Below are 25,428 nucleotides of genomic sequence, written 5' to 3'. Positions count from 1 at the left end.
CTCAGGGCACCCCCGCACCGTGCAGCTCGTGCAGATCCTCGGCGCTCAACCCCTCCAGCGTCGATCGGAACACGCGCCGCTCCGATCCGGGCACATCCACCAGCGACGGCACCACCAGCACCGTGCACCCGGCCGCATCCGCCGCGGCCGCCCCGGTCGGGGAATCCTCCACCGCCAGGCACTGCGCCGGATCCAGACCGAGCAGCTCCGCCGCCCGCCGGTAGGGCGCCGGATCGGGTTTGCCGGCCGGCACCTCGTCGCCGCACACCGAATGATCGAAATGCTCACGACCGAGGGTCGCGAGGGCCACCTCGCACAACGCCCGCTCGGTGTTGGTCACCAGCACCGACCCCAGGCCCGCCTCGCGCACCGTACGCAACGCGGCCTGCGCGCCGGGCCGCCACGTCAGTCCGTCGGCGAACAACCGGCCCATGTACTCGGTCAGCCACGCCGCCGCAGCCGCCGCCTCGTCCGGGGTCGGATCCAGACCCAACCCGGTGAAAGTGCGCAGCACCGCCAGATCCATCGGACCCCCGATCGTGGAGATGCGGGTCTCCTCACTCATCGGCCCACCGAGATGCAACGACAACTCGCGCATCCCGATGTCCCACAAGCGTTCAGATTCGAGCAGGGTGCCGTCCATATCCCACAGCACCGCCCGCAGCACACCGGCCCGCACCGCGAGCGGCGCCTCCACCCGATCAGACGCCTCCACCCGATCAGACATTGAAGTACTTCGCCTCCGGGTGGTGCAGCACGAACGCATCCGTCGACTGCTCGGGATGCAACTGCAGCTCCTCCGACAACTCCACCCCGATCCGCTCGGGTTCGAGCAACTCGACCAGCTTGATCCGATCCTCGAGATTCGGGCACGCCCCGTACCCGAACGCGAACCGGGCGCCGCGATAGGCGAGCTTGAAATACTCCGCGACCTCCTCCGGATCCTCGTCCGCAGCCGTGCCACCCCCGGCGAACGCCAACTCCTGCCGCACCCGCCGATGCCAGTACTCGGCCAACGCCTCGGTCAACTGCACACCGATGCCGTGCACCTCGAGATAATCCCGGTACGAATTCGACGCGAACAACTCGTTCGCGAAATCCGCGATCGGCTGGCCCATCGTCACCAGCTGGAACGGCCACACATCCACCTGCCCCGACGCGAGCGCATCCTCCCGCGACCGCACGAAATCGGCGATGCACAGGAACCGCGAACGCTGCTGCCGCGGGAAGGTGAACCGGTAACGCTCCGGAGCATCCGGACGCGGCTCGGTCAGCACCACCACGTCGTCACCCTCCGACACCGCCGGGAAATAGCCGTACACCACCGCCGCGTGCTGCAGGATGCCCTCGGTCGCCAACCGATCCAACCAGTACCGCAACCGCGGCCGGCCCTCGGTCTCCACCAGCTCTTCATAGCTCGGGCCCTCACCGCCCCGCTGACCACGCAGCCCCCACTGCCCGAGGAACAACGCCCGCTCGTCGACCAGCGCCGCATAGTCGGCCAACGGAATGCCCTTGATCACCCGGGTACCCCAGAACGGCGGCGTGGGCACCGGCAGATCCTTCGCGACATCGCTGCGCTCGGGGATCTCCGCCGGCGTCTCGGCGGCCTTGCGCTTCTCCGCGATCCGCTTGCTGCGCTCGTGCCGTTCCTTGCGCTCGGCGGCCTTGCGGGCCGCCTCGATCGCCTCCGGACTGTCCGGCGCCGGCGCCTCACCGCGCTTCTCCGCCATCACCCGATCCATCAGCGACAGACCCTCGAACGCGTCGCGTGCATACGACACCTTGCCCTCGTAGACCTCCGCCAGATCATTCTCGACATAACTGCGGGTCAGCGCCGCACCACCGAGCAACACCGGGAACTGCTCCGCGACCCCACGAGAGTTGAGCTCCTCGAGGTTCTCCTTCATCACCACCGTGGACTTCACCAGCAGCCCCGACATGCCGATCACATCGGCACGCTTGTCGACCGCCGCATCCAGGATCGTCGCGATCGGCTGCTTGATGCCGAGGTTGACCACCTCGTAGCCGTTGTTCGACAGGATGATATCGACGAGATTCTTGCCGATGTCGTGCACATCGCCCTTCACGGTCGCCAGCACGATCCGGCCCTTGCCCTCGTCGCCCGTCGACTCCATGTGCGGCTCCAGGAACGCCACCGCGGTCTTCATCACCTCGGCGGACTGCAACACGAACGGCAACTGCATCTGCCCGGACCCGAACAGATCACCGACCGTCTTCATGCCCGACAACAACGTGTCGTTGATGATCGCCAACGGCGGGGTGGTCTTCATCGCCTCCGCCAGATCGTCCTCGAGACCGTTGCGCTCACCGTCGACGATGCGCCGCTCCAGCCGCTCGAACAGCGGCAGCGCCGCCAGCTCCTGCGCCCGCGACTCGCGTGCCGACGCCGCCGACACCCCCTCGAACAGCTCCATCAGCTTCTGCAGCGGGTCGTAACCCTCACGGCGCCGGTCGTACACCAGATCCAGCGCAACCTGCCGCTGCTCCTCCGGGATCCGCGCCATCGGCAGGATCTTCGACGCGTGCACGATCGCCGTGTCCAGCCCGGCCTCGGTGCACTCGTGCAGAAACACCGAATTCAGCACCTGCCGCGCCGCCGGATTCAGACCGAACGACACATTCGAGATGCCCAGGGTGAAGTGCACCTCCGGATGCGCCTCGTGGAGGCGGCGGATCGCCTCGATCGTCTCGATCGCGTCGCGCCGCACCTCCTCCTGACCCGTCGAGATCGGGAAGGTCAACGCGTCGACGATGATGTCCTGCGGCGACAGACCCCACGTGCCGGTCAGGTCCGCGATCAACCGCTCGGCGATGCGCACCTTGTGTTCGGCGGTCCGGGCCTGGCCTTCCTCGTCGATCGTCAACGCGACCACCGCCGCGCCGTGCTCGACGACGTGCTCCATGATCCGCTGGAACCGCGAACCCGGACCGTCACCGTCCTCGTAGTTCACCGAGTTCACCGCACAGCGACCACCGAGATGCTCGAGACCGGCCCGGATCACCTCCGGCTCCGTCGAGTCGATCATGATCGGCAGCGTCGACGACGTCGCGAACCGCGACGCCAGCTCCGCCATGTCCGCAGCCCCGTCGCGCCCGACGTAGTCGACGTTCAGATCCAGCATGTGCGCACCGTCGCGGATCTGATCCTTCGCGATATCCAGGCACTTCTGCCAATCCGCGGCAAGCATCGCCTCACGGAACGCCTTCGACCCGTTCGTGTTGGTGCGCTCACCGATCATCAGGATCGACGCATCCTGCTCGAACGGCACCGAGGTGTACAGCGACGCCACACCCGGCTCCGGCTGCGGGGCGCGCGGCGCCGGCTGCACCCCGCGCACCGCCTCGGCGACCTGCCGGATGTGCTCGGGAGTGGTGCCGCAGCAACCGCCGACGAAGGTCAGACCGTACTCGCGGACGAACCCGGCCAAGGCCTCGGCGAGCTCCCCCGGCTGCAGCGGGTACTCGGCGCCGTTCGCACCCAGCACCGGCAGACCGGCATTCGGCATCACCGACACCGGGATCGTCGCGTGCTGCGAGAGGTACCGCAGGTGCTCGGTCATCTCCGCCGGACCGGTCGCGCAGTTCAAGCCGATCAGGTCGATACCGAGGGGTTCGAGAGCGGTCAGCGCGGCGCCGATCTCGGAGCCGAGCAACATCGTGCCGGTCGTCTCCACCGTCACGTGCACGACGATCGGGATCCGCCGGCCCGCCCGCTCCATCGCGCGCTTGCTGCCGATGATCGCGGCCTTCGCCTGCAGCAGGTCCTGGCAGGTCTCCACCAGGATCGCATCGGCACCGCCGTCGAGCATGCCCAGCGCCGCCTCACCGTAGGCGTCGCGCAGCGCCGCGAACGGCGCATGGCCGAGGGTGGGCAGCTTCGTACCCGGGCCCATCGACCCGATCACCATGCGGGCCATGCCGTCGGCGCCGGGACCCATCTCGTCGGCGACCTCACGCGCGAGGCGCGTACCACGTTCGGACAGGTCACGGATCCGGTCGGCGATGTCGTAGTCGGCGAGATTGGGCAGGTTGCAGCCGAAGGTGTTCGTCGAGACGACGTCGGCGCCGGCCTCGAAGTACGCCCGGTGGATCCCACGGATCACATCGGGACGAGATTCGTTGAGGATCTCGTTGCACCCCTCCAAACCGCGGAAGTCGTCGAGCGACAGATCCGCGGCCTGCAACATGGTGCCCATCGCCCCGTCTCCGATGACAACGCGCTGGCTCAGCGCATCGAGCAGGACAGAATGAAGTGGGGTGGACATGCCCCACAGACTAGTGGGCGCCCGGAACGGGCCGGGTCGTAGGCTGGACGAGTGAGTGCACCCGAGTATCCCGAGACCCCGGACCAGGACGTCCCCGTCCTGCGCGATCCGGTGCTCGTCGCCGCCTTCGAGGGGTGGAACGACGCCGGCGACGCGGCCAGCGGCGCCGTCGAGCACCTCGAGCTGATCTGGGACGCCGAGCCCTTCGCCGAGCTGGACTCCGAGGAGTACTACGACTACCAGGTCAACCGGCCACAGGTACGCCTCGTCGACGGCGTCACCCGCGAGATCGACTGGCCGACCACCCGACTGTCGCTGTGTTCCCCACCCGGCAGCGACCGCGACGTCGTTCTCCTGCACGGCATCGAACCGAGCATGCGCTGGCGCAGCTTCTGCGACGCCATCATCGAACTCGTCGACGAATTCGAGGTCCACACGGTCGTGTTGCTCGGCGCGCTGCTCGCCGACACCCCGCACACCCGCCCGGTCCCGGTCACCGGCACCGCCTACAGCTCCGAGGCCGCCGAACGCTTCAAGCTGCAGACCTCCCGCTACGAAGGGCCCACCGGCATCACCGGGGTACTGCAGGACGCCTTCGTGCGCGCGGGCATCCCCGCGGTGTCGTTCTGGGCGGCGGTCCCCCACTACGTGTCCAACCCGCCCAACCCCAAGGCCACCGTCGCGCTGCTACGCCGGGTCGAGGACGTCCTCGACCTCGAGGTGCCCCTCGGCGAACTCCCGCTCCTCGCCGAGGAATGGGAACAGACCGTCACCGACATGATCGACGACGACGAGGAGATCGCCGAATACGTGCGCACCCTCGAGGAGCGCGGCGACGCCGAGGCAGAGGAGGACATCTCCGAGGTCATCGCCAAGATCGACGGCGACGCCCTCGCCGCCGAGTTCGAACGCTATCTGCGGCGACGGGGTCCCGGCGGCTTCAACAGGTGAGCGGTCCGCGCGAACCGCTGCAGCGCACGGCGCTGTACGCGGGTGGATTCCTCGGTCCGTTCGGCGGCAGCGTCGTCGTGTCGATGCTCCCCGAGATCGGCGCCGACACGGGCGTGTCCACCGGTACCGCCGCGACGACGGTCACCGCCTACCTCGGCGTGTTCGCCGCCGCGATGCTGTTCTCCGGCACCCTCGGCGCACGCTGGGGTCGGGTCCGCACCGTCCGCACCGCCTACCTCGTGTACGCCGTGGTCTCGATCGCCGCAGCTCTGGCACCGACCTTCTCGCTACTGATCGGCACCCGCATGCTGCAGGGCGCTGCCAACGCGTTCACGACGCCGCTGTTGCTCGCGGCACTGGCCGTCATCACCCCCAAGGACAGGCTCGGGCGCGCACTCGGGTTGTTCGGGGCCATGCAGGCCGCCGGCCAGACCGTCGCTCCCCTGATCGGTGGGCTCGCCGCCGAGGTGAGCTGGCGGTGGGCGTTCGTCGTGCTCGCCGGTGCCGCGCTGCTCCTGGCGCTCGCCGGGCTGCCCGCTTCGGTGCGCGACGACCCCTCCGGTCCCGACCGGGTCCGCCTACGCGACGCCGTGACTCCGCGCGTCCTGCGCATCGGCCTCGTCGCACTCCTCGGCTGGGCCGCTCTCGGTGGGCTCGGGTTCCTCCTCGCCTTCCGCGTCGAGGACGAGTTCGGGTTGTCCCCGGCCGGACGCGGTGTGGTACTCACCGTGTTCGGTCTCGCCGGAATCATCAGCTCCCGGCCGGTCGGGATGCTCATCGACCGTGTCGGGGCCCGCGCGATCGTGCTCGCCGGTGCGGTGAGCGGCGCCGCACTGGTCGCTGTCGTCGGTACCGTCCCGTGGCTCGTCGTGCTCGGTGTCGCGTGGTTCCTGGCGGGCATCGCCTCGCAGTTCATCCTCGTGGGGGTCAATGCCGCGGTGCTCGGCGGGCCCGGTGGCAATCGTGGTGGTGCGGTGTCGGTAGTACAGGCCTTCCGTTTCGGCGGGGCGGCCTTCTCCCCTCTTCTGTTGACCCCGGTGTACGGCGCCGACCCGGTGCTCGCCTTCCTGCTGCCCGCCGCACTGCTCGGCGGGCTCGTCCCCCTCCTCATGACGCGGCGATCGGACGCACCGGGCCGTTGACCCCGGCCCGCTTCGGTGCGGGTGATCTGTTCGTAGGTGAGTTCCTGATGGTGGTGATTGTTGCGAGAGGGAGTGATATTCTGTTTTTCTATGGTTTCCGTATTGTTCAGAATATTTTTGTGGGTTTCTCGCACCCATCGCCTTGCCTCGTCGGGCCACCCGTGTGCCCGACTCGTCGGTGTAGCCGAGACGGTGCGCCTCCCTTTCCCCGGGCCCGGCTTCAGCAGCTCCCCGCTATCGGGCCGAAGGTCTCGGCCACGATCGCCCGCTACGAAGCCTCCTCCTCCCCCAGTCGTCACCGGAGGGTGCGCACACTCGAACCCGGCTCCGCGGCCACCTGATGCCGGGTGAGATCCTCGGCCGGGCGGCGCAACAACACTTCACGCGCCCGGGCGGGCATGAAGCGCTGAACACCGACGAGACCGCGCGAGCGGCGGCCTGCCGCCGGCGCACCGAGACGCCCACCCTGCCGGCGACAGGGCAGACCCCGGCGGCGGAGAACTCGTCCGGCAGCACACGTTGATCCGGCGCGCGCTGCCGGACCGCCTCAGTCTCCGGTCGGCAGCGCGCGCAGCGAGCGCACAGTGGCGTCGACGGCACGGGCCGCTTCGGCGCCCTTCTTGACGAAGTGCCGCGTGAAGTACTCGACGTGCTCGTCGTGCTCATGGAAGTTGTGCGGGGTGAGTACGACGGAGAAGACCGGGACATCGGTGTCGAGCTGGACCCGCATCAGCCCGTCGATCACCGCGGTGGCGACGAAATCGTGCCGGTAGATGCCGCCGTCGACGACCAACCCGGCAGCGACGATCGCGTCGTACTGCCCGGTCTTCGCCAACCGCTTCGCATGCAACGGGATCTCGAATGCGCCGGGGACCTCGAAGAAGTCCAGCGCATCCTGCAAGACCCCGAGACGGGTGATCTCGTCGGTGAACCCCGTGCGGGCCTGATCGACGATGTTGCGGTGCCAGGTCGCCTGAACGAACGCGATGCGCCCGGTGATTTCGGTCATGGTCACGAAACTAGCGCATGCCCCGTCACGGTTCGCGGTGCGGGAGGGGCGGTGTTCCGTCCCCTGAGATTTCGTTTATTTTTCTTTTCCGTCATGCACAGAGTGACTAACGTGGTGGATGTGACACAGCCGGCTTCCGCCCCCGAGAACCCGATCGGTCCCCGCCCCGAGCGGTACATCGACATCTACCGCCGCGCCACCGCCCGCCTCGAGGCATGCCTGCCGCTCGGCTGGTCGCTGTCCAACGACCGCCCCCGCTCCCCCGGCGCACCCACCCGGATGCTCGTCACCGCCCCCGACGGCGACACCGTGTCCTTCTCGGTCGTCACGTCCCGCGGTGTGCTCTCCGGTGACGTCGCCCGCATCGCCGCCGACCTGTCGGACGCCGACCGCGGCTTCGTGTGCGCCCACTATCTGTCCGATCCGGTGCGACGCCAGCTCGACCGGCACGGCATCTCCTACGCCGACGCGACCGGCAACCTCTGCCTCGTCGCGAACCGCCCGGCGGTGTGGGTCCGCGATCGCGGGGCCGACGCCGATCCGTGGCGCGGCCCGGGTCGCCCGTCCGGGGTGCTCACCGGCGAGCCGTCCGACCGGGTGGTGCGGGCGCTCGCCGACCACGTCGGGGAGATCTCCGTCCCGGAGCTGATCAAGCTGTCCGGCGCATCGACCGGCGCGACCTACCGCGTCGTCGAGGTGCTCGTCGAACGCGAACTCGTACGCCGGGTGCCCCGCGGTCCGATCGTGGATGTGCGGTGGGAACCGATGCTCCGCGCCTGGGCGGCCGAACGGAAGGTGTGCCCGGTCCGGCGGTTCACCGCCCCCGACGGCGTCACCTCGACCCGCGCGCGACTCGCCGAACGCATCGACATCCCCTACGCCCTGACCGGGGTCGGCGCCACCGACTACTCCGCACCGGCGCTGCTCGAGCTCTACGCCGACGATCCCGACGACTTCGCGGACGGTCTCGGTCTGCGCCCGGTCGAGCACGGCGGTGATGTGGTGGTGGCGATCCCCTGGTCGCCGGTGGTTTTCGAACGGATGGACCGCCGCGGCGGACTGCGTCACGCGGCAATTTCGCACGTCTACGCCGACCTGCTCGCAGGTCCCTTCCGCAACGACGATGCCGCCGAGCACGTCCGCTCCCGGCTCACCGCGGACGAGCACTGGCGGCGCCCGATCCGCTGACCGTCCCTTCCGGCCGCTCCCCTCCCCGGATCCCGGCCGAGCTTTCCGATCTTTGTGTACGGTGCGAACCATGACGGGTCGCCGCGACGACAGGAGTACCCACCAGATGACCGCGCCGCGCACCGTGGAGGATCTACCGTCCGCACTCGACGATGCGGCCCTGGCCGACCGTCTCGCCGGTCGCCGTCCCGCGGTCTTCCTCGATTACGACGGTGTGCTCACCCCGATCGTCGCCCGTCCGGAGGACGCGGTGTGGTCGGATTCGATGCGCCGCACCGTCCGTGAACTCGCCGACCGCGTGTCGGTGTGCATCGTCACCGGCCGCGACCGCGACGTCGTCCAGCAGCTCATGGGCGTCGACGATCTCGTCGTCGCAGGCAGCCACGGATTCGACATCTGGAGCCCTACCGACGGGCAGATCGGCCACGACGTCCTCGACGACTTCACCGACCTCATCGTCGAGACCACCGACACCCTGCGCACACGCCTGGACGGTCTCGACGGTGTCGGCATCGAACCGAAACGCGCCTCGGTCGCCGTGCACTACCGGCAGGCCGCCCCCGAGGTGCACGACCGGGTGGGTGCGATCGTCGACGCGCTGCTGCGGGAGAACCCCGATCGCCTCGCGGTGGTGCCGGGCAAGATGGTCTACGAACTCAAACCGGCGGTGGACTGGAACAAGGGCAAGGCGGTCCTGCACCTGATCGAGGTCCTCGGTCTGGCCTCCGACGACGTCGTGCCGCTCTATCTCGGCGACGACATCACCGACGAGGACGCCTTCCGGGCGCTGCGCGGCCGCGGTATCGGGATCCTCGTCGGCAGCCCCGACGACCCGGAGATGGCCGGTCGCCGCACCGACGCCGAGTTCGTGCTGGCCTCCGTCGACGACGTCGAACGCTTCCTGTCGGCCCTGGGTAGATGAAAGCGCCGCCGGGTGAGAGCACCGCCGGACAGTACGTGCCGACTACGACCCGCCAGGAGGTTCGCGTGTACGACCCGGAGTTCACGCTCGACTACGACGGTTTCGATCCCGACGATGAACGCCTGCGCGAGGCCCTGACGTCGACGGGAAACGGCTACTTCTGTTCGCGGGGCACCGCGGAGTGGGAGGACATGGGCGAGGCCCACTATCCGGGGACGTACGCGCACCGCTGCTACAACCGCGAGACCACCATCATGGGCGGGAGCCCGGTCCTCAACGAGGATCTGGTCAATCTCCCGAACTGGCTCGTGCTGAAGCTGCGCATCGACGGTGGGGAGGCGATCCGCCTGGCGCAGGTGGAGATCCTGGCGTACCGGCACATCTACGACATCCGCACGGCCACCGTCGCCCGCGAGCTCCGGTTCCGTGATCGGCACGGCCGCGAGACCTCGCTGCGCAGCAGACGTTTCGTGAGCATGGAACATCCGAACCAGGGCGCGCTCGAATGGTCGCTGACCCCGGAGAACTGGTCGGGGCGGGTCGAGATCGTCACCGCCCTCGACGGGCGGGTCTCCAACCGCGCCGTGGCCCGCTACCGCGATCTCGAGGCCCGGCACCTCGATCCGGTCTCGCCGCGCACCTACGGTCCCGAGACGATCGCCTTGAAGGTGCAGATCCGCCAGTCCGACACCTATATCGCCCAGGCCGCACGGACCCGGGTGTTCCGGGAAGGTTCGGAAGGGGCGATGCTCGTCGATCGGGATCTGTACCAGATGGAGGACTACATCCAGCAGGTGCTCTCGTTCGACATCGCCGCGGGGTCGACGGTGCGGATCGAGAAGATGGTGGCGATGTTCACCTCCCGCGACGACGCGATCACCGAACCCCTCGCCTCGGCGGGCCGACACGTGCTGCGCTATCCGGATTTCGCCGAGGCGTACGACGAGCACGTCGCGGCCTGGGACGAGTTGTGGGACATCTGCGACATCCGGCTGCCGCGGGAGCCGCGGGCGCAGTTGCTGCTCCGCCTGCACGTCTCGCATGTGCTGCAGGTCTGTTCGCGACACACCTCACGTCTCGACGCCGGGGTGCCGGCGCGCGGACTCAACGGCGAGGCCTATCGCGGGCACGTGTTCTGGGACGAGATGTTCGTCTATCCCTTCCTGAACATGCGGGTCCCCGAGATCACGAAAGGGCTGATCCTCTACCGCTACCGGCGGCTCGGTGAGGCGCAGGCCGCGGCGAGCGAGGCCGGTTACCGGGGCGCGATGTTCCCCTGGCAGAGCGGCAGCGACGGCACGGAGGAGACGCAGACGGTGCATCTCAATCCGATGTCGGGGCAGTGGGATCCGGATCTGAGCCGCAACCAGCGGCACGTCAGTGCGGCGATCTTCTACAACGTGTGGCACTACTACCGGGCCACCGACGACGTCGACTTCCTCGCCGACTACGGCGCCGAGATGATGCTCGAGATCGCCCGTTTCTGGGCGTCGATCGCGCACTACAACCCCGACCGGGATCGCTACGAGATCCACGGGGTGATGGGCCCGGACGAATTCCACGAACGGTATCCGGGTGCCCGCGAGGCCGGCCTGCGCAACAACGCGTACACGAACGTGATGGCAGCGTGGATCGCGGCGCGGGCCCTCGACGTCTTCGAGGTGCTCTCGAAGAGCCGGCGCACCGCGCTGCGGGCCCGGCTGCGCGTCAGCGACGCGGAACTGCGCACCTGGTCGGAGATGAGTCGCAAGATGTTCGTGCCCTATCACGACGGGGTGATCAGCCAGTTCGAAGGTTACGAGGACCTCGAGGAACTCGACTGGGAGCACTACCGCACCGAGTACGGGAACATCGGGCGGATGGACCGCATCCTGCGCGCCGAGGGACGCGACCCGGATGCCTACAAGGTCGCCAAACAGGCCGACACGGTGATGTTGTTCTTCCTGTTCGACGACGCCGAACTGCGGCAGGTGTTCGAGCAGCTCGGCTGTCCCTACGATCGCGATCTGGTGCGCCGCACCGTCGACTACTACGACCGGCGCACCTCGCACGGTTCGACGCTCAGTCACGTGACGTTCGCCGGTGTGCTCGCCACCTTCGATCCACAGTCGTCGTGGCTGCGGTTCAAGCTCGCGCTCGAGAGCGACGTGAGCGACCTGCAGGGCGGCACCACCAAGGAGGGAATCCACATGGGGGTCATGGGCGGCACCCTCGATCTGGTGCAGCGCTATTACGTCGGTGCCCGCGCCTACGGCGACGTACTCGTCTTCCGGCCCAAGCTGATCTCCCACCTCGACGGCGTGTCCTACTCCATGCGGTATCGCGGCACTCCCCTGCGGGTGCGGATCGACGGCGACAAATTGTCGGTGCGCGCCGAGACGGAGGGTTTCCGGGTTCCGGTGCGGATCGCGGTCGAGGGTGAACTCGTCGAGCTCGGCCCGGGCGACTCGCACGAGTTCCGGCTCGCCGCCGTCCCGGCCTGACCACAGGAGGACATCATGGCCGAGACACGCTCGAGATTCCGCGCGGTGATCTTCGACGTCGACGGGGTTCTCGTCGACTCACCGCACGAGACGGCCTGGCGGGAAGCATTGGCCGAGTTGATGACCGGTGACTGGAAGGATCTGCGACCCGAGACCTCCTGGGAGGAGGACGCATTCACCGCCGCCGTGTACCGGCAGGTGCTGTCGGGCCGGCCGCGGATGGACGGTGCCCGCGCCGCCCTCGAGCACTTCGCGGTACCGGACGCCGACCGTCGCGCCGTCGAGTACGCCGACCGCAAACAGACCCGGTTGCTGCAGCTGATCGACGAACGGCGATTCCACGCCTACGACGACGGGGTGCGCTTCGTCGCCGCGGTGCAGGCTGCGGGCATCGCGGTGGCAGCCGCGTCGTCATCGAGGAACGCCGCTCTGTTTCTGCGGGCGATCCCCGCCCCCGACCGGCCGGGCGAGACGCTGCTCGACCGGTTCGACGCGGATCTGTCGGGACGCCCGGTCGCCCACGGCAAACCCGACCCGGACTTGTTCCTCACCGCCGCGAGCGCACTCGACGTGCCCGCCGCCGAGTGCGTGGTGGTCGAGGACGCGATCAGCGGGGTGCAGGCGGCGAAGGCCGGCGGTATGTGGGCGCTCGGGGTAGCACGCTTCGGCGACACCGACGACCTCGAGGACGCCGGCGCCGATCTGGTGGTGACCTCCCTCGACGAGGTCGATCTCGCCGCCTTCACGGCCGGTCGGCTCACCCGCCGCGGCGCGGTGTGACGTTCAGTCGATTCCGACCCCCTGCCAGTGCCAGTCGGTGATCACCGGCATGTCCTCACCGTGGGTGCGCACGTAGCGGGTGTGTTCGGCGAGGATGTTCTCGAGTTCGTCACGGGCGTGCCCGGCGATCGGCCGGATCCTCTCGACGCGGTCCAGGACGTCGAGGGCGAGGTGGTAGCGGTCGATGCGGTTGAGCACGCACATGTCGAACGGCGTGGTGGTGGTGCCCTCCTCGATGTATCCGTGGACGTGGAAGTTCTCGTGGTTGGTGCGCCGGTAGACGAGGCGGTGGATCAGCCACGGATAACCGTGGTAGGCGAAGACCACCGGCCTGTCGGTGGTGAACAACGCGTCGAAGTGCGCGTCGGGCAGGCCGTGCGGATGCGCCCGATCATCCTGCAGGCGCATGAGGTCGACGACGTTGACCACCCGGATCCGCAGGTCGGGAAAGCGGCGGTGCAGGATGTCGACGGCCGCAAGGGTTTCCGTCGTGGGGATGTCCCCGGCGCAGGCGAGCACCACATCCGGCTCGGCGTCCCGGTCGGTCGAGGCCCACTGCCAGATTCCGATACCCTTGCGGCAGTGGGTCATCGCGTCGTCGATGTCGAGAAACTGCACGGCGGGTTGCTTACCCGCGACGATCACGTTGATGTATTGGCGGGTGCGCAGGCAGTGGTCGGCCACCGAGAGCAGGGTGTTGGCGTCCGGCGGCAGATACACGCGCACCACCTCGGGTTTCTTGTTGACGACGTGGTCGATGAAACCGGGGTCCTGGTGCGAGAAGCCGTTGTGATCCTGTCGCCACACGTGTGAGGTGAGCAGGTAGTTCAGCGACGGAATCGGCCGGCGCCACCGGATACGGTTGGTGGTGAGGAGCCATTTCGCGTGCTGGTTGACCATCGAGTCGACCAGATGCGCGAAAGCCTCGTAGCTGGAGAACAATCCGTGCCGTCCGGTGAGCAGGTAGCCCTCGAGCCAGCCTTGGCAGGTGTGTTCGGACAGGATCTCCATGACCCGGCCGTCGGGGGCGAGACGGTCGTCGCCCGGGTCGATGCGTGCGTTCCAGGTGCGGTCGGTGGCGTCGAGGACGGCGTCGAGGCGGTTGGAGTTGTTCTCGTCCGGGGCGAACACGCGGAAGTTCTCGTCGTTGCGCCGCATGATGTCGCGCAGGAAGGTGCCGAGGACTCGGGTGGCTTCGGCGGTGGCGGTGGCCGGTTCGGGGACGTCGACGGCGTAGTCGCGGAAGTCGGGCAGGACCAGATCGCGCAGCACCGCTCCCCCGTTGGTGTGTGGGTTGGCGCTCATCCGCCGTGTGCCGCGCGGTGCCAGATCGCGCAGGGCCGCGACGGGAGCGCCGTCGTCGTCGAACAACTCGTGGGGCCGATAGCTGCGCAGCCAGGCTTCGAGATCACGGCGGTGATGCTCGTCGCCACGGGGATCGCCGATGGGCACCTGGTGGGCGCGCCACGTGCCCTCGACCGGTGCGCCGTCGACCTCCACCGGGCCGGTCCAGCCCTTCGGGGAGCGAAGCACGATCATCGGCCAGGCCGGGCGGGTCGCGTCGCCGGTGCTGCGGGCGGTCTGCCGGATCTCGGAGATCCGATCGAGCGCCCGATCGAGGGCTGCGGCGAACCGCCGGTGCATGTCGGTGGGATCGTCGCCGGCGACGACGATCGGTTCGTGCCCGTAGCCGCGCAGCAGCGAGATCAGTTCGTCCTCTCCGATGCGGGCGAGCACCGTCGGGTTGGCGATCTTGAAACCGTTGAGATGCAGGATCGGCAGCACGGCGCCGTCGCGTCGCGGGTCGACGAATTTCGTCGAATGCCAGCTCGCGGCGAGCGGCCCGGTCTCTGCTTCACCGTCGCCGACGACCGCGGCGACGATCAGATCGGGATTGTCGAAGGCCGCGCCGTAGGCGTGCGAGAGGGAATAACCGAGTTCGCCGCCCTCGTGGATCGACCCGGGTGTCTCGGGGGCGACGTGGCTGGGAATGCCGCCGGGGAACGAGAACTGGCGGAACAGGCGCCGCATGCCGTCCTCGTCGCGGGAGACGTCCGGGTAGACCTCGCTGTAGGTGCCTTCGAGCCACGCCGCGGCCACCGGTCCGGGTCCGCCGTGGCCGGGACCCATGACGTACATCATGTCCAGATCGCGGGCGGTGATCGCGCGGTTGAGGTGCGCGTACACGAAGTTCAGGCCCGGTGTGGTGCCCCAGTGCCCGAGCAGGCGCGGTTTGATGTGTTCGGGCCGCAACGGTTCGCGCAGCAGCGGGTTGTCCATGAGGTAGATCTGTCCGACGGACAGGTAGTTCGCGGCCCGCCACCACGCGTCGAGCGTGTCGAACTCCGGATCGATCGCGGGCCCCGGCTCGGAGGCTGCGTCGGAACTGATCTGCGGGGTGCGAAGTGACATCGGATTCCTCGTCGTCGGCGACCGGGGTGCTCGTTGCAGCGGTACCCATCCGGCGACGGGCTCACTCGCCCCGTCGCCGCACCATCTCGCCGATCCAGCTCGGCGCGTAGGGCGACGTGCAGCCCGGCGAGGTGGGATAGTCCTTCAGTACCTCGAGGCGTTCGCCGATGTCGAGCGCGCGGGCGCGGTGGTCGGGGTGTTCGATGCCGATCTGCGCCAGGCACGTGTTCATCGCCCACTGCAGACGCTCCGGGGCGTCGCGCATCTGCGCGTCGATGGTGTCGAGCAGGCCGGACAGGTCGAGCCCGTCGGCATCCTTGACGGCGCGGTCGGCGGTGAGCGCCCAGCCGGCGCTCGCGACGATCGGATCGGGGTCGGTCATCCACCGTGCCCGCAGCTCCTCGGCATGCGGGTTCTTCTTCACGACGTAGTTGACGAACCAGTCGTGCACCTTCGGGGTGCCGGTCTCACGGACCATCGCGTCGAGCTCGTCGACGGTGAACGCAGTGGGGCGGCAGATCAGCAAGGCGAGCAGGCGGGCGGCGGTGTCGCCGGTGGCCCAGAGTTGCTGTGCGAGCTCGTGCTGCGTTTTCACCCGCTTGGCGACGGAACGCAAGGCACTGAGGTTCACGCCGTGATCGTCGCCGTGCTTCTCGTTGACCGCACGGATCTTCGGGTCGTCGAGCGCGGCGAGTTCGGAGAGCAGCTCGTCGACGGTCGGAGCGTCCGTTGTCGTCTGTGCCACCGCGATCTCCTGTCCGTGTGTCGGTCGCGCCTCAGCCTACGAGCGCTGGCCCACAGTCTGGGTCGGTTCACGCTCGATCCGGGTGGGTTCGGCCCCGCCGAGCGGGGTCGGATCCACCGAAGTTCTTTCGCGACGTGGTTACAGCCCGAGCCGAGTGACGGCGTTGCCGACGAGACCGGCGTGGTGGCGGCTGTACAACGCGACCATCCGTTCGTCCGCGTGCCCGGTCTGCGTCATGATCGTCTGTGTGGTCGCGCCGCCGCGCACCGCCTGGGTGACGAACCCGGCCCGCAGGCTGTGCCCACCGAGGGTCGCGACGAGGTCGTCGCTGAAGCCGGCGCGACGGGCGCGGCGCTGGATCATCGAGTGCACGGACTGTCCGGACAGGGCCGTCGCGCCCACGGCGCCGCTGCGGTGCACCGGGCGGAACAGGGGCCGGTCGCCGTCCTGCGGGCGCCCGGCCGCCAGGCCCCGGCAGCAGTGCTCGGCCGGGTCGGGCGCGGCGGTGCCCAGCAGGTCGACGACCGCGTCGCGTCCGGACTCGTCCCACGCGTCGAGTACCTCTCGCCAGCGTCGATACGCGCACACCGGGCAGGTGTGCGGATCCGATCCGTACGGCAGGGTGACGGTGCGGCCGCGGGCGCTGCGGTCGGTCTTGGACCGGCGGACCGTCACGTACAGCCCGTCGGCGCGGTGCGGGATTACGTCGGAGACGACGAGCCCGGTCAGCTCGGAGCGGCGCAGCGCACCGGCCAGTCCCATGAGCAGCAATGCCGAGTCGCGGCGTTCGGCGACGCGGTCGGCCCACCCGGCGTCGGCCGCGTCGGTGCGCATTGCGGTGAGGATGGTGCGGATGTCGTCGGTGAGCAGCGGGGTGCGCCGCGCCGGCGGGGTGGCCCGATCACGCCGGATGCCACGCAGTAGATCCCGAACCGATTCGTGTCCACCGGGTTTCGGAAGTCCGGCCAACGCGTGCATCTTGTTGATGGTCGATACCCACCGCGACAGCGTCGACGGCGCGTACGCCCAGCGTCCGTCGGGGCGCAGTTCGGCGGCCTTCTCGGTGAGGAACCAGCTCAATTGCTCGGCGGTCGCCGGCATCGGACTGTGCCCGGTGCGTTCGCACCAGCGGGTGAAGATGGTCCAGTCGCCGAGTTGGGCGACGCGGGTGTTCTCCGAGGCCGCCTTCTCCCGCAGCCGCCGCATCGCGATGGCGACCGTGTCCGGTACCGCGGGTACCTCGGGGCGGGGCAGATCCGGGCTCGTCACGGCGTGGTGATCCTCTGGACACGCATGTCGCGGGCGAGGTGGTCGCGTTGTTCGATTACGAGGCGCCGCAGCGCGGCCGGGGCGTCGGTGTGGGCGTCGAGCCACGCGTCGACGGGGTCGAGGCTGTCGGCCGCCGGGAACAACCCGATGACGATGCGGCGGGCGATCTCGATGCTGCGGCCGCTCCAGGTCTCGTGGAGCACCGCGAAATAGTCGGTGTCGTAGGCGGAGATCAGGTCGCGGCGCTCCCCGGCACGGAACCCGGCGATGGTCGCATCGAGATGGTCGTTGGTGAGAGTGTGATCGGCGAGGATCGTCGCCCACGCATGCGCCTTGACCTCTGCGCGCGGACGAGAGGCGAGCGCGCGCAGGTGAGCGGTGCGTCCCGAGGCGGTGTCGTCGTTGCGCAGTTCCTCGTCGAGGTCGGCCTCGTCGGCGTCGCCGGTGGTCGTCAACGCCGCCCACCAGCTCCACCGCAGGTCGGGGTCGAGGCGCAGCCCCTCCGGCGGTGCGACGGTGCCGCACAGGATCGCCCGCAGGTCGGCGGCGTGCCGGTCGTCGACGCTCGCCGCGACACCGACCGCGCGGGCGAATGCCAGCTGGGCGTCGCTGCCGGGTGCGGCGCCGTGCAGCCCGTCCCACACCGCGTCCAGCCACCGACACCGCGCATCCGTCCGCCCCGCGGCGGGCACATAGTGCTCGACGGCGTGGGCCGCATTGGCGAGCACCGCGGTCAGCAGCGCGATGTCGGCCTCGTGCGGAGCGAACCGGGCGGCCATGGACAGATAGCGGTCGACGGCGAGTTCACCGTCGCGGGTGGCGTTCCACAGCGCCGACCACAGCAGTCCGCGCGTGAGCGGGTCGCGGACGCGGTCCAGGGAGGACTCGACCGTGTCGAGCGACCGCGCGTCGAGGCGGACCTTCGCGTAGGTGAGGTCGTCGTCGTTGAGCAGCACCAGCGCCGCCTCGGGCAGCTCGACGGGGGTGCGCTCGTCCGCGAGGTCGACCTCGACGCGGTGGGTACGTACGAGGTCGCCGGAGTCGTCGGGGTCGTAACAGCCGACGGCCAGGCGGTGCGGGCGCGGATCGCTCTGCACGATCTCGTACGAGTCCCCCGCCGCCTCGAGGTGCAGGGTGGACACGCCGGTGGTCTGCAGCCATGCCTGTGCCCACGACGACAGGTCGCGGCCGGAGGTGCTCGACAGCTCGACGAGCAGATCGTCGAGGGTGGTGTTCCCGAAGGCGTGGGTGCGGAAGTACCGGCGGGCACCCTCGAAGAAGGCGTCGCGGCCGACGTAGGCGACGAGCTGTTTGAGGACGCTCGCACCCTTGGCGTAGGTGATGCCGTCGAAGTTCAGCTTCGCGGCCTCGAGATCGACGATGTCGGCGACGATCGGATGGGTCGTGGGCAGCTGGTCCTGCAGGTACGCCCAAGCCTTGCGGCGGTTCGCGAAGGCAACCCAGGCGTCGGTGAACTCGGTGGCCTCGGCGCTGGTGAAGGCGCCCATGAAGTCGGCGAACGACTCCTTGAGCCACAGGTCGTCCCACCACTTCATGGTCACCAGGTCGCCGAACCACATGTGTGCCATCTCGTGGAGGATCGTGTTCGCGCGTCCCTGGTGCTGGGCGGCGGTCGCCGCGCCGCGGAAGACGTAGGCTTCGGTGAAGGTGACGCACCCGGGGTTCTCCATCGCGCCCAGGTTGTACTCGGGCACGAACACCTGGTCGTACTTGCCGAACGGATACGGATAGTCGAAGTGCTCGGCGTAGAAGTCCATGCCCTGCCGCGTGACCTCGATGATCTCGTCGGCGTCGAGATGCTCGGCGAGCGAGGCGCGGCACAGCACCCCCAGCGGCACCGTCAGCTCGTCGCGGCTCCACGACGACTCGACCCGGTGGTACGGACCGGCGACGATCGCGGTGATGTAGGTGGAGATCGGCTGGGTCGGCGCGAACGTCACGGTCTGCGTGTCGTCGCGCTGCACGGTGCGCTCGGCGGCCTCGTTCGACAGCACCTGCCATCGGCGCGGCGCGGTGACCACGAACGTGAACGGCGCCTTGAGGTCGGGCTGCTCGAAGCACGCGAAGACGCGGCGGGCGTCGGCCGGCTCGTACTGGGTGTAGAGGTAGGTTTCGCCGTCGACGGGGTCGACGAAGCGGTGCAGCCCCTCCCCGGACCGGCTGTAACGGCCGGTCGCGACGACGGTGACGACGTTGATCGCCTTCAGGCCACCGATCGCGATCCGAGCGCCGTCGTACACGACGGGCACGAGCTCGCCGTTGACGGTCACCGACTCGACGGAATCACCGATGAAATCGAGCCAGACCTCCTCGGTCGAGGCAGTGAATTCGAGCGTCGTGACCGTGGGGAATCCGGTGCGGCGGGCATCGACGGCACCCCGCAGGTCGAGTTCGACGCGGTAGGAGTGCACGTCGAGTGCGCGGGCGCGGGCGGCAGTTTCGGCACGGGTCAGATTCGCGGAGCTCACGAGTCCCGATCCTGCCACCACGCGCCCGGACTCGGCGGTATTAGCGGCTGTCGGGCACCGATCGCCTCCGCAGCCGGTGGCGCGGGACATCCGATGAGTCGTTCGAGATCTCCGCTGTCGGTGTCGAGCGCACCGACGGCGATGTCTGTGTCCGAGTCGGCGAGGACGGTGGCGAACTGTGCGGGCACTCCGGCGATCTCGAGGATCCTCGAGTGCTCCTCCTTCGGCAGATCCGTGTAGGTGACGGGCACGCCGACGATGCCGGAGTGGACCTCTGCCAGTTCGGTGTAGGTCGGTCGTCGACCGCCGAGTTCGTGGACGACACCGGCGTGTCCCCGTTCTCGTAGTTCTTCCGGCACCAGCCGTTGCGAAGGAACGCGTGGTCGATGTCGGAGCGGCGAGCCGTTCCTCGGTGGCCTCGTGTTCACCGGCGAGGATCAACGGGCTGGGGGGCGACGAGCAGAAGGGAGGTGTCGGTGATGAACGCGACGCTCGTGGTCTTCGCAGCGTCGATGATGTCGGTGTGCCGAGGTGGTCGCTGCTCCACTTCGCGGCCGGGCATGAGGAGCAACTCGTCGACATCGTCGCCGCGCAGGACGAGTACGACCGCACCCACTGATCCGGCGGGATCGATTCTCGCGATGCCGCCTGTTCGGTGGGGTGTCCTCCGTCGAACAGAACACCGCCCGACGGAGGACAGCTCGAGGGGCGTCACGTCCCATAGGGACGCCGCCGCGGACGAGAGCGAATCCGCTCCTCCGGACCCGGTTCGGGAATCGGAACCCGAATCGGTGGTCGCACCTCCCAGTGCACCGGGAAGTCCGCTTTACGACTCAGCAAGGGTGGCGCCGCGCCGGCAAGCGACAGGCTCACCGTGAGCTCGCCGGCATCGCACTCGATGAAGTCGACTGCGCCGTGCCGAAGCGAGATGCTGGTGTGTCCCATCGCGAAGACGACGTCGAAATCGAAGTCGACGCGCGCCGATTCCTGGTTCTCGACGAGCAACGCCACGTAGGCGGAGCGACGGACCGGGATCCGGTAGGGATCCTGAATGGTCGCGACCACCCGGCGACCCGGGTCCGCCCGGGTGGCTCGAGCCGCGCCCATCACCTCCTGTAGGGCTCCGAGTCCTTTCGCGAACAGCGGGCCGGGATCGTCGTCGAGAAGACTCAGGGCCGTGGCCAGGATCCGACTTTCGACGAGCTTCAGGGCCGCGCGGGGAAGACGCGCGCCGCGCGTCCCGTCCGCGAGTCCCCGGCGGGGGAGGTTCGACGTCATCTGCTCGGTCAGAGCGGCGTCGTCGGCGCGGTCGAACACCAGCGCTCGAAGGGTGGTGTGAGTCTCGACGGTGGTCATGACTCCTCCTGGTTCGAGATTCTCAGTTCGAGATGGATGGAGCGGGTAGGTAGTGGATCCTCTGGCATATCGACCACGACGGGTGTTGCGGCGAGCCGGGTTTCGAAGCGGGTGACGAGGTCGCGGCGCGATGTGTACCGCCGGTGGGCACGCGCGACCCGCACCATCAGGAACGTCCCGGCCAGTGCCGCGGCGAAGAGCAGCCATGCCTGGAAGTCCGTGACGACCGCCTTCGACTCCACATCGGCAGTCGACGGAGCCGGTAGCGGTGAGGGTGCCGGTGACTCTGATGGTGCCGGTGGAGCGAGCGGCGCCGACCCGACTTCGGATTCGGGTGGCGGCGCGGGTGGCGCGCTGTCGTCGGGTGCTCGACTCCGGCCTGCTTCGACCCCTGGGGTGGTAGGACCGGCCGGCGCAACTGTGTCCTCGACGGTGGTGGCTCCTGGTTGTTCCGACCGCAGCTGCAGAGATTCGAGGCGCTGCGGTGGGGATGGAGTCACCTCTGGTGTCCACGACGGCACAGAAGGCCGCGACCATGAAGGTGGAGTCCACTGCGGCGGCGTCCACGTAGGGGGTCGAGGGGGTGGCCACGAGAGGGTAGGAATCGGGATCCGCGGAATGACGACTTCGCCACCCGTTCCACCGGAACCGCGCTTCGAACCGGATCCATCGCTTCCCGACGTCCCTCCTTCGGTACCGGACTCGGTCTCTCCTCGGTCGGGCCCCGAACAGGTCGAACACGCATCGACTCCGGGTTTCTCCTGTGCTGCTGCGTGCATTGTGGACATCCCACCAACGAGAACCACTGCAAGGCAAAGCGTGAACAAGGCGCTGTGTCGGCGTGACGGTGTCATCATGGTTCCCTCCCTGCGTGACATCCACTTTCGCGTCGCTTCACGGGCAACTCGCGAGTAGAGCACTACGCGAATCGGCGAACACGGTGGCGCACGCGGTGGCCTGCGGGTCCCCACCGATGTTTCGATCGCTGCCGCACCGCCGTTCGACGTCCTGCTGATCTGGCACTGCATCCGTTCTCGCTCGTCGACCACGAACCGGCGTGCCGGGTCGCGCGACAGATGGACTACCGGTGGCAGGAATCCCCGGAACTCGACGGACCGGGACCGGCCGACCTCTGGTCGCAATGCAAAAATCCGCCCCCACCGGCCCGGACGTGGCTGACAGAATGGAGCAGCCGGTCGTTCCGACCGGTATCGCTCGCCGGAAGGACATTCACGATGGCGCATGTCAACCTCGGTAAGCAGCACCCGGCCGCCTACAAGAGCGTATTGGCCCTGAACAAGGAGGTCGAGGAGGCCGTCGCGCGAGCCGGACTCGATGCGAAGCTGGCCGAACTGGTGAAGGTCCGGACGTCGCAGCTCAACGGATGCGCGTTCTGCCTGCGCATGCACACACGCGACGCGCTCGACAAGGGCGAGACCACCGATCGTCTCGCGGTCCTTGCCGCGTGGTGGGAATCGCAGTACTTCACCGAACAGGAGCGGGCCGCGCTCGCGCTCGCCGAAGACGTCACGCACCCCATGGAGCCCGGCGGTCACGAGTGGGACAACGGATCACTGAGCGACGAGCAGGTCTCCGCGATCACGTGGCTCACGATCGTCATGAACGCGTGGAACCGCATCGCCGTCCGAAGCCACTACCCCGTCGCCCCGTGACCTGCGCCGGACACCACCGCCGACCGGAAGATCTCCCGCGTCAGAAGTCGGTGAGGTCCGGGAAGAACAACACCTGCCCGACAGTGATCTTGTTCGGATCGGCGATGTGATCGGCAGCCGCAACGATCGGGAACATCTCCGCGTTCCCGTAGTGGTGTTGCGCCAAGACCCGCAGGGTATCGCCGGCGACGACGGTGTGCCGGAAATTGAGTCCCGGACGGATCAGCACGCGTCCGACCTCGACGTGGTCGGGGTCGGCGATGCGGTTGGGGAACGAGATGATCGGATGCAACTGCGCCTCGCCGTACCAGCGACGTGCCAGTTCCGAGAGCGTCTACCCTGCGACCACGGTGTGGTGCCCGACGTCCCCGAGTTCGGGAATGAGAAGCGATGGACGTCGGCGATTCGGATCGAGCCGCCGATGACCATGCTGCTCACCATCAGCAGCAGGTACACGCGTAGCGCGCTACCCGAATTCACTACCGACGAGTCCCTTCGACTACGTCGGTGGCAGCAGTGGTCGGCAAAGAGGGGTGCGGCACCGAACCCGCACGAGTGCGAGCGCTCATCACGACGTTCTCGAGGTGTCCCCATCGACTCGGTCGTAGGTGCGCTCGGGACGGAACGCACTGCCGGTCATGGTGTCCGCCCTCACGACCGTTGCGCACCCCGGAAAGCACGCGGAACGTGTTCGACAAGGTGGGATACCGGCGTCCGACGTACCCCCGGGCTCACTGAGTCCGGGCCGTGCGCCGCCGAGCCGCCGCGTCGGCGCACGGCCGGCCGGGCGGCGACCTGTCAGTGCCGGCTGGTGGATTCGTCGGTGACGAGCCGGTACAGCACGTACACCGCGAACCACGCGATGAGCACCGACGCGATCACGAGGGCGATCTCGTAGAAGAGGACCATGCGCTCGATGCTACGACCCTCTGGAGCCGCCCGCCCACTATCGCGGGAGCTGTCCGCCGTGTCGGGTCGGCAGGTCGCGAGTTCCGAGCGCCGTCTCGAGGGCCGCTCGTCCGGACAACCGCGTCGAATCCGGTACCGAGGGCGGCGAATCATCCGGGGACACCAGGAGGAGGATCTCGGTGCGACCACAGCGGTGAGAGATCCGAGTCCGGACGACGATCCCGTCTCGATCGGCTGCGTGATGCCGGCGACGAGAACATCCGCGCGGAACGCTGCGGCAGAGCCTATTCGACTATCTCCTTCTTCGATGTGCTCGCTCGATCGAGCGCGGACTGCCGAGCGCCGCACGGTCTTTCATCGCATCCGCCGGCCGGGGCAGACAGTGGACAACGTGCGCTCCGCGCATCCGGTGACCGCTGCCACAAATATGGGCTCCCTCCCCGAGACCCCTGCCATGTCTCCGCCCGGAGGGGTGCACAGTTTTCGACGTCGCGATCCGCGTGATCGTCATAAGTGAGGATTATGACGATCAGTGGCCGCGTCCGACTTCGTATCGAACCGTATGCACTCCAATCGCAATAGTCGTGACGAAATAATCCATTTTTGTTATTTTCCCAGTTCAGAACATTTCATATCGTTTCTTTTCGTTTCAATCCTGACACGTAATTACGTAATGAAATGAGGTAAGATGCCCTGCAACTGACCCTTCGAGGCACCACGACGAGGACATCCATGACCGACACGAACCCCCCTGCACCCGAAGCGACCTCGCAGGCGGACGACTCACCCAAGCCCCGGGTAGGGCGCCCTCGGAAGTACGCCACCGCAGCCGACCGTGTGCGCGCCTACCGCGAACGCGAGCGCGCCAAGAAGGAAGCGGTCGGCATGGCCCCACCCGTGGTCGAAAGCCCCGACGACGCGGTCTCCGCCCTGACGGCTGCCGCCACCGCACTGCGTGCCCTGGCCAGCAATACCGTCGAGCAGCACGCCGCGATCGCCGAGCGGATCACCACCGCGGTCGACAAGCTCACCGATGCCGAGGCTCTCGAAGCGCAGATGACACGGGCCGCCGCCGAACTCGCCAAGGTCAAAGCCGACGCCGACGCGAAGGTCGTGCGGTTACGCGAGCAACTCGCCCAGTCGATCGAAGACCGCGACAACGCGGATGCCGCTGTCGCTGCCGTCGACGCCGAACTCGCCGACGCCCGTGCCGCTCACGCCGAACAGATGCGCGGACTCGAAGAAGCGCACAACGCCGAGCTGACTCGATCGAAGGACGAGCACGCCGCGACGCTGCAACGGTGGAAGGACGAGTTCGAGGCTGCGGCTGCCGAACATACGCGGACCCTCGGCGAGCTGCGGGCGACGATCGCCCAGCAGGACGAGTCCCTCTCTTCGCAGCGACGGCAACTCGACGACGCCACTGCACAGCACGAGCGGGCGACCGGGGAAATCACCGACCTGCGTGCCGAAATCACGCGCCTGCAGGCGGTTCTCGACCGGGAGGTCGCAACCCGAGAACGTCTCGACACCGAACTCACAACCGAGCGCGAACGCGCATCCGACCTGCGGAGCCGGCTCGAAGACTCACGCATCACCGCTGCTACCGCCCAGGCGGCCGAAACTGCGGCACGGGCGCGCGGCGACGAACTGCGTGCCGAACTGGCGACGCTGCGCGATGAGATCACCACCCTGCGCGACGAGACGAGGACACAGCAGGCCGAGAACGCCGCACTCAGGACCGAATCACGCGCTCTGCGCGCCGATCTGGAGGCAGCGAGGGCACTCGACAAGGGCTGAGCCGTCAGCTG

21 protein-coding genes are annotated in these 25,428 nt (G+C 68.3%); 10 read left to right on the top strand and 11 right to left on the bottom strand.

Going from position 1 to position 25,428, the window contains the following annotated elements; all coding sequences use genetic code 11:
* Position 1: 1 nt before the first annotated feature.
* A complete protein-coding gene (locus tag PV766_RS13205) occupies positions 2 to 727 on the bottom strand; it encodes an HAD family hydrolase (protein ID WP_421097195.1) in 726 nt (241 codons plus the stop codon).
* Positions 720 to 4,289: a methionine synthase gene (gene metH, locus PV766_RS13200; RefSeq protein WP_421097194.1), complete on the bottom strand. Its 3,570-nt coding sequence runs from the start codon at positions 4,287 to 4,289 to the stop codon at positions 720 to 722. Before metH ends, PV766_RS13205 begins: the two co-directional genes overlap by 8 nt.
* A 51-nt stretch (positions 4,290 to 4,340) precedes the next feature.
* On the opposite strand from metH, the gene PV766_RS13195 reads away from it, so the two are divergent.
* The 3 genes from PV766_RS13195 (at position 4,341) to PV766_RS13185 (ending at position 6,905) form a co-directional block, all read left to right on the top strand.
* Positions 4,341 to 5,240, top strand: a complete 900-nt coding sequence (locus tag PV766_RS13195) for a PAC2 family protein (protein WP_129976844.1) — start codon at positions 4,341 to 4,343, stop codon at positions 5,238 to 5,240.
* Positions 5,237 to 6,382: an MFS transporter gene (locus PV766_RS13190; protein ID WP_421097193.1), complete on the top strand. Its 1,146-nt coding sequence runs from the start codon at positions 5,237 to 5,239 to the stop codon at positions 6,380 to 6,382. Before PV766_RS13195 ends, PV766_RS13190 begins: the two co-directional genes overlap by 4 nt.
* A gap of 340 nt (positions 6,383 to 6,722) precedes the next feature.
* The gene (locus PV766_RS13185; protein ID WP_064064097.1) at positions 6,723 to 6,905 is read left to right on the top strand and encodes a hypothetical protein; all 183 of its coding nucleotides are present in this window, start codon (positions 6,723 to 6,725) and stop codon (positions 6,903 to 6,905) included.
* A gap of 24 nt (positions 6,906 to 6,929) precedes the next feature.
* Here the strand turns inward: PV766_RS13185 and PV766_RS13180 are convergent, their stop codons facing one another.
* A complete protein-coding gene (locus PV766_RS13180; protein ID WP_421097192.1) occupies positions 6,930 to 7,391 on the bottom strand; it encodes a 6,7-dimethyl-8-ribityllumazine synthase in 462 nt (153 codons plus the stop codon).
* Positions 7,392 to 7,484: 93 nt separating this feature from the next.
* Here PV766_RS13180 and PV766_RS13175 point away from each other — a divergent pair, with 93 nt between their 5' ends.
* The 4 genes from PV766_RS13175 to PV766_RS13160 all read left to right on the top strand — a co-directional run bounded on the left by PV766_RS13175 (position 7,485) and on the right by PV766_RS13160 (position 12,764).
* Entirely contained in the window at positions 7,485 to 8,579 is a 1,095-nt protein-coding gene (locus tag PV766_RS13175) for a helix-turn-helix domain-containing protein (protein WP_421097191.1), read from the top strand.
* 70 nt (positions 8,580 to 8,649) lie between these two features.
* The gene (gene otsB, locus PV766_RS13170) at positions 8,650 to 9,501 is read left to right on the top strand and encodes a trehalose-phosphatase (RefSeq protein WP_421097190.1); all 852 of its coding nucleotides are present in this window, start codon (positions 8,650 to 8,652) and stop codon (positions 9,499 to 9,501) included.
* A 65-nt stretch (positions 9,502 to 9,566) separates the two neighbouring features.
* On the top strand, positions 9,567 to 11,984 hold the full coding sequence (locus PV766_RS13165; protein WP_207213525.1) for a glycoside hydrolase family 65 protein: 2,418 nt from the start codon (positions 9,567 to 9,569) through the stop codon (positions 11,982 to 11,984).
* Between the two features lie 15 nt (positions 11,985 to 11,999).
* Positions 12,000 to 12,764, top strand: a complete 765-nt coding sequence (locus PV766_RS13160; RefSeq protein ID WP_064064093.1) for an HAD family hydrolase — start codon at positions 12,000 to 12,002, stop codon at positions 12,762 to 12,764.
* Positions 12,765 to 12,767: 3 nt separating this feature from the next.
* Here the strand turns inward: PV766_RS13160 and PV766_RS13155 are convergent, their stop codons facing one another.
* The 5 genes from PV766_RS13155 to PV766_RS13135 form a co-directional block, all read right to left on the bottom strand.
* Positions 12,768 to 15,176 (bottom strand): phosphoketolase, encoded by a 2,409-nt coding sequence (locus tag PV766_RS13155; protein WP_421097189.1) that lies wholly within the window; start codon positions 15,174 to 15,176, stop codon positions 12,768 to 12,770.
* Positions 15,177 to 15,237: 61 nt separating this feature from the next.
* Entirely contained in the window at positions 15,238 to 15,921 is a 684-nt protein-coding gene (locus PV766_RS13150) for a DNA alkylation repair protein (RefSeq protein ID WP_421097188.1), read from the bottom strand.
* A 138-nt stretch (positions 15,922 to 16,059) separates the two neighbouring features.
* Positions 16,060 to 17,190, bottom strand: a complete 1,131-nt coding sequence (locus PV766_RS13145; protein WP_421097187.1) for an integrase — start codon at positions 17,188 to 17,190, stop codon at positions 16,060 to 16,062.
* Positions 17,187 to 19,679: an aminopeptidase N gene (pepN, locus tag PV766_RS13140; RefSeq protein WP_421097186.1), complete on the bottom strand. Its 2,493-nt coding sequence runs from the start codon at positions 19,677 to 19,679 to the stop codon at positions 17,187 to 17,189. The genes PV766_RS13145 and pepN overlap by 4 nt, the downstream gene beginning before the upstream one ends.
* A complete protein-coding gene (locus PV766_RS13135; RefSeq protein WP_421097185.1) occupies positions 19,676 to 20,038 on the bottom strand; it encodes a hypothetical protein in 363 nt (120 codons plus the stop codon). Before PV766_RS13135 ends, pepN begins: the two co-directional genes overlap by 4 nt.
* A gap of 20 nt (positions 20,039 to 20,058) precedes the next feature.
* Between PV766_RS13135 and PV766_RS13130 the strand changes: the two genes are divergently transcribed.
* Complete coding sequence (locus PV766_RS13130) at positions 20,059 to 20,298, top strand: hypothetical protein (RefSeq protein ID WP_421097184.1); 240 nt, start codon at positions 20,059 to 20,061, stop codon at positions 20,296 to 20,298.
* Between the two features lie 92 nt (positions 20,299 to 20,390).
* Here the strand turns inward: PV766_RS13130 and PV766_RS13125 are convergent, their stop codons facing one another.
* Together PV766_RS13125 and PV766_RS13120 are read right to left on the bottom strand one after the other, a co-directional pair.
* Positions 20,391 to 21,035, bottom strand: coding sequence for a hypothetical protein (locus tag PV766_RS13125; protein ID WP_064064087.1), 645 nt, complete (start codon positions 21,033 to 21,035; stop codon positions 20,391 to 20,393).
* Positions 21,032 to 21,277, bottom strand: coding sequence for a hypothetical protein (locus PV766_RS13120; protein ID WP_064064086.1), 246 nt, complete (start codon positions 21,275 to 21,277; stop codon positions 21,032 to 21,034). Before PV766_RS13120 ends, PV766_RS13125 begins: the two co-directional genes overlap by 4 nt.
* 993 nt (positions 21,278 to 22,270) lie before the next feature.
* On the opposite strand from PV766_RS13120, the gene PV766_RS13115 reads away from it, so the two are divergent.
* Positions 22,271 to 22,708, top strand: coding sequence for a carboxymuconolactone decarboxylase family protein (locus PV766_RS13115; protein WP_064064085.1), 438 nt, complete (start codon positions 22,271 to 22,273; stop codon positions 22,706 to 22,708).
* Positions 22,709 to 22,748: 40 nt separating this feature from the next.
* Here PV766_RS13115 and PV766_RS13110 read toward each other — a convergent pair whose 3' ends face one another.
* Complete coding sequence (locus PV766_RS13110; RefSeq protein WP_421097183.1) at positions 22,749 to 23,000, bottom strand: LysM peptidoglycan-binding domain-containing protein; 252 nt, start codon at positions 22,998 to 23,000, stop codon at positions 22,749 to 22,751.
* A 1,349-nt stretch (positions 23,001 to 24,349) separates the two neighbouring features.
* Here PV766_RS13110 and PV766_RS13105 point away from each other — a divergent pair.
* Complete coding sequence (locus PV766_RS13105) at positions 24,350 to 25,417, top strand: hypothetical protein (RefSeq protein ID WP_421097182.1); 1,068 nt, start codon at positions 24,350 to 24,352, stop codon at positions 25,415 to 25,417.
* Positions 25,418 to 25,428: the final 11 nt, after the last annotated feature.

Source organism: Rhodococcus sp. As11 (assembly GCF_048957735.1).
Taxonomy (GTDB): Bacteria; Actinomycetota; Actinomycetes; order Mycobacteriales; family Mycobacteriaceae; genus Rhodococcus; species Rhodococcus gordoniae.
This window is presented reverse-complemented; position numbering and strand designations above follow the sequence as displayed.